The organism is Streptomyces sp. NPDC058157, from assembly GCF_042884105.1.
Classification (GTDB): domain Bacteria; phylum Actinomycetota; class Actinomycetes; order Streptomycetales; family Streptomycetaceae; genus Streptomyces.
Window position 1 is genome coordinate 1 of sequence record NZ_JBHVUQ010000279.1, and the last position, 7838, is coordinate 7838.

Sequence of the window (7838 nt, forward strand, 5' to 3'; positions counted from 1 at the left end):
CGTACCGCAGGCTCTACGGGATCGCCCTGGCCACCCGCCTCCCCGGCCGTCCGGCGCCCGGCCCCTCCGGCGAGGCGGCCGTGCGGCTGCAGGTGCTCGGCGGGCTGGTCCGCCTGTACGAGGAGCACTACGGCGACCGGGCCCCGGCCGGCTACGGCAACTGGTTCCCGTGGGAGATCGGCATCCCGCGCCATGCCGGGAGGACCCTGGCGCTGCTCGCGCCGGAGGCGGCCGCGCGGTACCCGGGGCTGACGGCGGCGTACGTCGCGGCGATGGACCGCCGGCTGGGCCACGGCGCGGCCGGAGACGTGGACCTGGACTCGCGGTTCCACACCGCGGCCAACCTCGCCGACATCACCACCAACCGCATGGTGCAGGGGGCCCTCCTCGGCGACCCCGCCCGGATCCGCAAGGCCCTCGCCGACCAGCTGACGGTCCTCGACCCCCTCGACCCGGACGCCCCCCGGCACGGTGTCACCGACGGCTTCCACCGCGACGGTTCGTTCGTGCAGCACGGCTCCGTCGCCTCCACCGGCTCCTACGGCACGGCGCTGCTCACGCGCGTCGTGGAGGCGCTGTCCCTCCTCGACGGGACGGGCCTGGGGCCGGGCCCGGAGGCGGTCGCGGCCGTCCACGGGTGGATCCGGGACGGCTTCGCCCCGCTGGTCTTCGAGGGGTGGATGACGGAGACCGTCAAGGGGCGGGGCCTCACCCGGCCGCAGGGCGGGTACGCCGACGCGCGCGCCGTCTGCGAGGCCGTCCTGGGGCTGTCCGCCCTCGCCACGGGCGACCGGGCCCGGGCCCTGCGGGCCTACGCCAGGCACCTGGGCCCCGCCTGCCGGGCCGGCGGCGACCCGGCCTCCTTCGTCTCGCCGCTCTCCTTCGCGCGCTACGCCGACCTCCTCGCCGACCCCGCGGTGCGGGCCGCGGACCTGGCGCCCCGGCGCGGCAGCTTCGCCTTCAACGCCATGGACCGGACCGTCCACCGGCGCCCCGGCCACGCCTTCGTCCTGGCCCGCAGCTCGACGCGGACGAGCAAGTACGAGTACCTGAACGGCGAGAACCTCATGCCGTGGTTCCAGGGAGACGGCGCCCACCGGCTGTACCTGTCCGGCGAGGACCAGGGCCCCGGCCACGACGTCGGCCACTACGCCACCGTCTCCCCCTACGGGCTGCCCGGCGTGAGCGCCCCCGTCGAGCGGCGCCGGACGGTGCCCGAGCTGTACGGCGGCGCCCTGTACTACGACAATCCGTCCCACCCCCTGGCGTTCACGGCCTCCTCCGCGTCCCAGAACGCCTACGTGTACTTCCCGCGCGCCACCGCCGACTGGTCGGGCGGGACGGTCCTCGGCGCGTACGGCGCGGCGGGCATGGTGCAGAGCGACGACGCGGCGTTCCGGGACCGGGCGCTGCTGCCGGCGGACTTCACCGTCTACCGGGGGGCGACGGCGACGAAGTCCTGGTTCCTGTTCGACGACGAGGTCCTCGTCCTGGCGGCCGGTGTCGGGGACCTCGCCGGACGGGCGGTGACGACCACGGTCGACGCCCGTACGGCGCACCCGGACGACCGGATCCTCGTCACCGGCGCCACCCGTGACGGCCGCCCCTACGAGGCACCCGGCGCGGGAACGGAACCGTGCAGCCTGCGGTGGCTGCGGTACGCCAATCCCACCCGGGGCACCGCGGTCGGGTACCTGTTCCTCGACGCGCCTCCCGTACGCGTCGGCCTGGAGCTGGTCACCGGCAGTCCCAGGGCGCTGCGCCTGGCGAACCCGGCCGCCCCCGTCACCCGGCGGGTGTTCACGGCGGCCCTCGACCGGCCCGCGGGCGCGCCTCCGCTGTGTGCCGCCTGGGCGCTGGTGCCGAACGCCGACGAGGAGCGGATGCGCGGCTACGGCACGCGGGGCGGACCCCTGCGGGTGCTGGCCAACACCGCCCGCTTCCAGGCGGTGGCGCACACCGGCCTCGGCCTGCTCGCCGCCCACTGCTTCGCACCCGGCCCGCACGGGACCGCCGCCCTGCGCCTGGACGGACCCGGGTCCGTGATCGTCGCCCACCGGCCGGCGGGCCGGGACCCCGGCGCCGTGCGGGTGGCCGTCTCCGATCCGACCACCCGGCGGGCCGCCGTGGGCCTGCTGCTGCCGGGCCGGTGGCTGCGGCCGGTGGAGGGGGACCCGCAGGTCCGCGTAGGCCACGTCGCGGCCGGCACCCGGCTGGAGGTGGACACCCGCCGGGCCCACGGCCGGAGCTTCACCGCCACCCTCCGGACGACCGCCCGCACCGGTGCCGTTCCTGCGCCCAACTGGGTGTGAAAGAAGGGGAGTTGACGGTCGACGCGACCGCTTCTCGCCATCCCCGGCGGCTGCTACGCTCCAGGCGGCCTGCGGGTCCGGGCCGTTGTTCTCCGCGTCCTCGATGGGAGGTGAGGGAAACAATGCTGAGCTTCTCCGGCCAGGTCGGCAGCACCGCCACGGGCGGTGCGTTCGTCCAGGTGGCTCCGGGCGCCAGCACCACCTGCGGTGGCGGCAACTGCTGCTGCAGTTCGTGCTGCAGCTGGTAGCCGCCGATCGTCGGGCGGGGTCACCGGCCCCGCCCGACGCCTGCCCTCCCCAGATCCTGTCCGAGGCACACCGCCGTCGAAGGAAAGGCCGAGATGTCACTGAAGGACTCGCAGGAAGCCGTCTCCGACCACCTGGGCCGCAACAGCCACCTGGCGACCGTGGCGGCCTTCGGCCAGCAGCACACCTCCGTGTCGGTCTACAGCGCGACGACGGTGGTACGGGCGCCGGAGTCGGTGGTCCGGGGGAGGTGGAGTCCGGCCGTGCACGGCTTCGTGGGGGAGGAGTTACTGCTCAACCACCGCCGCGGGGGGCGCGATCTCGGGATGCAGCTGGGGGTGTCCCGGTTCTACGGCCACGACGCCGTCCTCTCCACCGCGCACAACGACCTCCAGGAGCGGCTCGACGGGGCGCTCCCCCTGCCCCCGCACCGGCGGCTGCGCAGCGGCCTGACCGACACCGTCGCCGGCCGGCGCAGCGGCCGCGGCTTCTCGGGGAAGCCGGTGACGCTGGAGGACCTGGCCACCGTGCTGTGGCACGCCCAGGGGGTGTCGGGCCGCCTGCCGGTGCCCACGGCCCAGGACGGCGACGCCGCCGTGGCGCTGCGCAACGCGCCCTCGGGCGGCGGGCTCTACCCGGTGCGGGTGGCGGTCCTCGCCCAGCACGTGAAGGGCCTGGCACCGGGAGCGTACGCGTACCAGCCGCACAGCCACACCCTGTTGCCCTGCCGCCCGCAGCCGCGGCCGGTCGAGCTGGCCCGGCAGCTGCAGACCAAGGACGTGGAGGCGGACAAGGCCGCCCTGGCCCTGGTCTACGTCTACGACCTGTACTCCAACTCGCAGAAGTACGGGGACAGCGGACTGGTCTTCGGGCTGATCGAGGCCGGCGGCATCTCGCAGAACGTGCACCTGGCCCGGACCGCGCTGGGCCTGATCGGCTGCGACCAGGGCGGGTACGACAAGCAGTCGCTGGAACGGGAACTCGGCTGCGACGGCACCTCGCGCCACGTGGTCCACCTGACGCTCCTCGGACACGGAGAGGCCTGAGCCATGACCCCCGCACCCTCCGGTTCGAGAGTCCTCCTCGCCACCTCGGTCCGGCTGCTCGCCGTGGAGCCGGGCGTCATCCGGCTGCGCTGGGGCATCTGGAACTTCTCCGAGGTCAACGTCGACCTGCGGGCGGAGTCGCCCGCGGTCCGGGCCGCGATGACCGCCCTGTTCGAGACGCTGGCGGCCGGCAAGGCGGCCGACGGCACCTTCGCCGACGCCGCCGGGCTCACCCCGGTCGAGCGCGCCAACCTGGAGCTCGCGGTCACCGAACTGCGCCAGGCCGGGTTCCTCGCGTACGACCGCCCGTCCGAGCGCGGCGCGGACATGGCCCGGGCCCTGCTCGGCAACCTGGACCTGTACGGCGCCGGCGAAGGGGCCGGGGCGACGGTCGCCTTCGCGGCGGACTCGCCCAGCGCCGCCGCGTACGTGGCCGCCCAGGCCGAGGCCCTGGACCTGCCGCTGGAGATGCTGCCGGCGGACTTCCTCGACGCCCTGCACGCCGCCGACCTGACCTCCGGCACGGGCGGGCTGGCCGCGGCGGACGCGCTGAAGCGGCTGAGCGCCACCGTGGCGCACTGCGACGCGCTGGTGGTCCACCTCGGGCAGGCCTCGATCCTGGCGCTGCGCGCGCTCAACCGGCTCGCCTGCCACCTGGAGAAGCCGGTGGTGGTCGGCCTGGTCGACGGCCCCTTCGCCACCGTCGTGGGCGCCGACAGCCCGCGCACCGGCTGCCTGGAGTGCTTCGAGCAGCGCTCCCTGGCCCGGCTGGAGGACCACATCGGCTACCACAGCATGGTCGGGGCCACCGCCCCCGGCGGCACCGGTCGGGCGAACGGCGTGGAGTCGCTGCTCTGCGCCCACCTGGTCAACGAGGCCGTGCTGCTGCGCTCGCTCGGCACCTCGCGCTTCCTGGGCCGGGCGCTCGCCGTCTACCTGCCCACGTACGAGATACAGGCGCAGGACGTCCTGCGGATCGGGACCTGTCCCGCCTGTGGCCACGTCGCCCGGGACGTCGTACGGGAGATCAACTTCAGCAGCCGGGTGATCGTCGACCGGCACGTGCGCGAGGCGCTCGGAGGGGGCCGATGAGCGGCATCCCGCTGCTGGGCCACCCCGGGATGGGCGCGGCGCTCGCCCGCTACGGGCGGATCGGCGGCAACCAGGGCGGGATCCTGCCCGGCATGCTGGTCTCGGTCGCCGCCGTGGAGGGCGAGCCGTACCTGCGCTCGGCCACGGCCGCGATGCCCCAGTACCACCGGCTGGCGCTGGACGACCCGCACCTGCAGATGCAGTACCACCTGGCGGGCTACGGCTCGACCCACGAGGAAGCGGTGACCCGGCTCACCGGCGAGGCGGTCGAGCGCTATGCGGCGATCATGGCCATGCCGCTGTTCGCGGACCGCATCGAGTACGCCTCCCACCGGTCGCTGTCCTCCCGGCACCGCGTGCCGCCCCTGGAGCTGCTGGGCGTCTTCGACGCCGTACAGCAGGAGCGGATCGCCCGGATGATGCCCCGGTACTCGCCCGTCCTGCCCGGCGAGGACGACGTGATCGCGTGGATCGCCTGCCCCTCGCTCACCCGGCCCGGGCAGGAGGTGTACCTGCCGGCGCAGCTGGTCTTCCTCGGCTTCCGCAGCGACCCGGTCGCGGGCGACAAGCTGTTCACCCCGTCCTTCTCGACCGGGACCGCCGCCCACGTCTCCCTCGACAAGGCGCTGCTCGGCGCCCTCGTCGAAGCCGTGCAGATCGACGCGTTCATCCTCAACTGGTACACCGGGTCCAAGGCGCCGCTGATCGACCTCGACGCGGACGGCCACGAGCTGCTGGAGGCGGCCGGACTGGCCCCGGACGGGCCGTACGAGGTACGGGCGAGCCTGCTGACCCGGCCGGAACTGCCGCTGCCGAACATCGGGGTGACCCTGGTGCGCCGGGACGGCAAGCTGCCCTACATCGCCTTCGGGCTGCAGGCCGACCCGGACCCGCGGCGGGCCCTGCTGCGCGGCGCGGCGGAGGCGGCCGCCATCCTCGGGATCGGCATGTTCAGCACCGTCTTCGACCTGCCCCACGTGCACTTCGCGCAGAACGGTTCGGCCTACACCGACCTGGACACCAACGTGCTGTGGTTCGCCGCCCCCGGGGACGCGCGGCGCAAACTCGGCGCGGTGGAGAGCCGCGTGGAGGGACGCACCGGCTTCGCCACGCTGCCCGGCTACGCCGACGACGACACGGCGGCGATCCACCGGCTGCTGCGGGACCTCGGCGGCGTCAGCGAGTTCGCGGGCTACCTGGACTTCACCCCGCCGGAACTGGCCGACACCCCCTGGCGGGTGGTCCGGGCGGTCGTCCCCGAGCTGCTGAGCATGTGCCTGCCCGGCTTCCCGCCCAAGGGGCATCCGCGGATCCGAGAGCACGGGGGTGTGACCCATGTGGTCCCCCACCCGCTCCCTTGAGCTGCTGGTGCTGGCGGCCACCGTCGCACCCGCCGAACTGATCCGCGTCACCACGGCGTTCGGCCCCGCGGCGAAGGCGGGCGCCGACCGGATACGGGCCGCCCGGCGGGGGCTGGTGGGCGTCCCCGCCGCCTACCTGGTGGTGACGGCGGCGGCCCTCGCCGTCGCGGCCGACGGCGGCTTCCTCCCGGACGCGCTGAGCGGCCGCCCGCCCGCCGTGCTCTGGCTGCCGGCCGCGGCCGTGGCGGGGGCCGCGCTGGTCGGCGCCGAGTTCGCGGTCGGCGCCGTGCCCCGGCTGGCGGCCGGGGCGGGCCTGCCACGGCTCGCGGTGCACCGCGCCGGCGGTGCGGCGGGCGGCGGGTACGCGGTGTCCGTCCTGGCGACCGCGGCCGCCGAGGAACTGCTGTACCGGGGCCTGTGGATCGGGGTCCTGCACGAGCGCCTCCACCTGCCGGCCGGCGTCGCGGTCGCGGCGGCCGCCGTGGCGTACGCGGTGGGGCACCTGTTCTTCGGGGGGCTCGCGGTGGCGCAGAAGACCCTGTCCGGGGCGGTGTTCGGGCTGCTGATGGTGGTGTCGGGCAGCCTGGCGGTGCCGCTCGTGGCGCACCTCGCGCAGAACGGCACGGTCCTCGCCCTGGCCGTCCGCCAGGAGCGGGAGCGGCGGCCCCGGGCCCGGACGGCCGCCGGGCGGGGGGCCGCCGGATGAGCGTGCCCGCCTTCACCGCGCTCAGCACCGGCGCGGTCGCCCTGTGGCTGGCCCTGTACCGGCTGCCGTTCGGCGATCCGGCGCGGCGGCGGCGGACGGCCCTGTGGCTGGCCGGGCGGACCCGGCTGCGCCCGGAGCCGGCCTTCGCGGTGTTCGGCACCCTCGTCTACCTGGTGCTGGGCGCCCTGGCCCTGGCGGTGCTGCTGGCGGCCACACCGCTCGCCCTCCGGCAGGTGTTCGCCGTCCCCGCGCCCGGGACCGCGCTCGCCCTGCTGCTGGCGGTCCTCGGCACCTCCAGCACCACCATCCTGTGCGTCTCCCTGCTCTACCGGGTCCACCCGCGGGCCGACGTCCCCGGCGAGATCGCCCGCATCCAGTGGATCTCCGCCGTCCTCGCCCTGCCCCGGCACTCCCGGTGGGCCGTCCCGGCGGCCGCGGCCCTGTTCGAGGAAGTCCTCTTCCGCGGGGCGGTCCTGCTGGGGCTCGGGGCGCTGGGCGCCGGCCCCGCGTTCGCCCTGGCGTTCAGCACCTGCCTGTTCGCGGCCGGCCAGGTCGCCCTCGTCTCCACCCGCACCCAGGCCTACGTGCTGGGTACCTCCAGCCTCGTCCTCGGCACGGTCGGCGGCCTGCTGACCACCGCCACCGGCGGCGTGCTGCCCGCCCTCGTGCTGCACATGTCGTTCGCCGGCTTCTACACCAACCTCGGCGCCTCCCCGGCAGCGGGAGCGCGCACGGCCCCCGGGAGGCTCAGCCTGTGACCACCGACCAGCCGCCCGCCGGACGGCCGCCCGCCACCGACCCGGCGGCGGACGCCGTCGTGCGCGCCGACCGGCTGACCGTCGCCTACGGCACCTTCACCGCCGTCCGCGACGTCTCGTTCCGGATCCGCCCCGGGGAGATCTTCGGGCTCATCGGGCCGAACGGCGCGGGCAAGACCTCGGTCGTCGAAGCCGTCGGCGGCCTGCGGCCCGTACGCGGCGGCACGGTCACGGTCTGCGGCCACGACCCCCGCCGCGACCGCGACGCGGTCACCCGGCTGCTCGGCATGCAGCTCCAGGAGTCCCAGTTCCCCAGC

General features: G+C 75.5%; 7 protein-coding genes. All 7 read left to right on the plus strand.

What is annotated here, in order from left to right; all coding sequences use genetic code 11:
• Positions 1-2312, plus strand: a 2312-nt coding sequence (locus ACFVXK_RS35480) for a polysaccharide lyase family 8 super-sandwich domain-containing protein (protein WP_389620480.1), incomplete at its 5' end; no start/stop codon positions are given.
• A 341-nt stretch (positions 2313-2653) separates the two neighbouring features.
• A complete protein-coding gene (locus ACFVXK_RS35485; protein WP_389620482.1) occupies positions 2654-3604 on the plus strand; it encodes a SagB/ThcOx family dehydrogenase in 951 nt (316 codons plus the stop codon).
• A gap of 3 nt (positions 3605-3607) precedes the next feature.
• Complete coding sequence (locus tag ACFVXK_RS35490) at positions 3608-4696, plus strand: hypothetical protein (RefSeq protein WP_389620485.1); 1089 nt, start codon at positions 3608-3610, stop codon at positions 4694-4696.
• Complete coding sequence (locus ACFVXK_RS35495; protein WP_389620488.1) at positions 4693-6057, plus strand: YcaO-like family protein; 1365 nt, start codon at positions 4693-4695, stop codon at positions 6055-6057. Before ACFVXK_RS35490 ends, ACFVXK_RS35495 begins: the two co-directional genes overlap by 4 nt.
• Positions 6032-6763 carry a type II CAAX prenyl endopeptidase Rce1 family protein gene (locus ACFVXK_RS35500; RefSeq protein ID WP_389620491.1) on the plus strand — a complete coding sequence of 244 codons (732 nt, stop codon included), beginning with the start codon at positions 6032-6034 and terminating at the stop codon, positions 6761-6763. Before ACFVXK_RS35495 ends, ACFVXK_RS35500 begins: the two co-directional genes overlap by 26 nt.
• Positions 6760-7521 carry a type II CAAX prenyl endopeptidase Rce1 family protein gene (locus ACFVXK_RS35505; protein ID WP_389620494.1) on the plus strand — a complete coding sequence of 254 codons (762 nt, stop codon included), beginning with the start codon at positions 6760-6762 and terminating at the stop codon, positions 7519-7521. The genes ACFVXK_RS35500 and ACFVXK_RS35505 overlap by 4 nt, the downstream gene beginning before the upstream one ends.
• Positions 7518-7838: ATP-binding cassette domain-containing protein (locus ACFVXK_RS35510; protein ID WP_389620497.1), on the plus strand; the 321-nt coding region annotated here is incomplete at its 3' end. The genes ACFVXK_RS35505 and ACFVXK_RS35510, both read left to right, overlap by 4 nt.

Coding starts and splice junctions, on each gene's coding strand:
- ACFVXK_RS35495 (WP_389620488.1), top strand. CDS start 4,693: ATGAGCGGCATCCCGCTGCTGGGCCACCCCGGGATGGGCGCGGCGCTC.
- ACFVXK_RS35505 (WP_389620494.1), top strand. CDS start 6,760: ATGAGCGTGCCCGCCTTCACCGCGCTCAGCACCGGCGCGGTCGCCCTG.
- ACFVXK_RS35485 (WP_389620482.1), top strand. CDS start 2,654: ATGTCACTGAAGGACTCGCAGGAAGCCGTCTCCGACCACCTGGGCCGC.
- ACFVXK_RS35490 (WP_389620485.1), top strand. CDS start 3,608: ATGACCCCCGCACCCTCCGGTTCGAGAGTCCTCCTCGCCACCTCGGTC.
- ACFVXK_RS35500 (WP_389620491.1), top strand. CDS start 6,032: ATGTGGTCCCCCACCCGCTCCCTTGAGCTGCTGGTGCTGGCGGCCACC.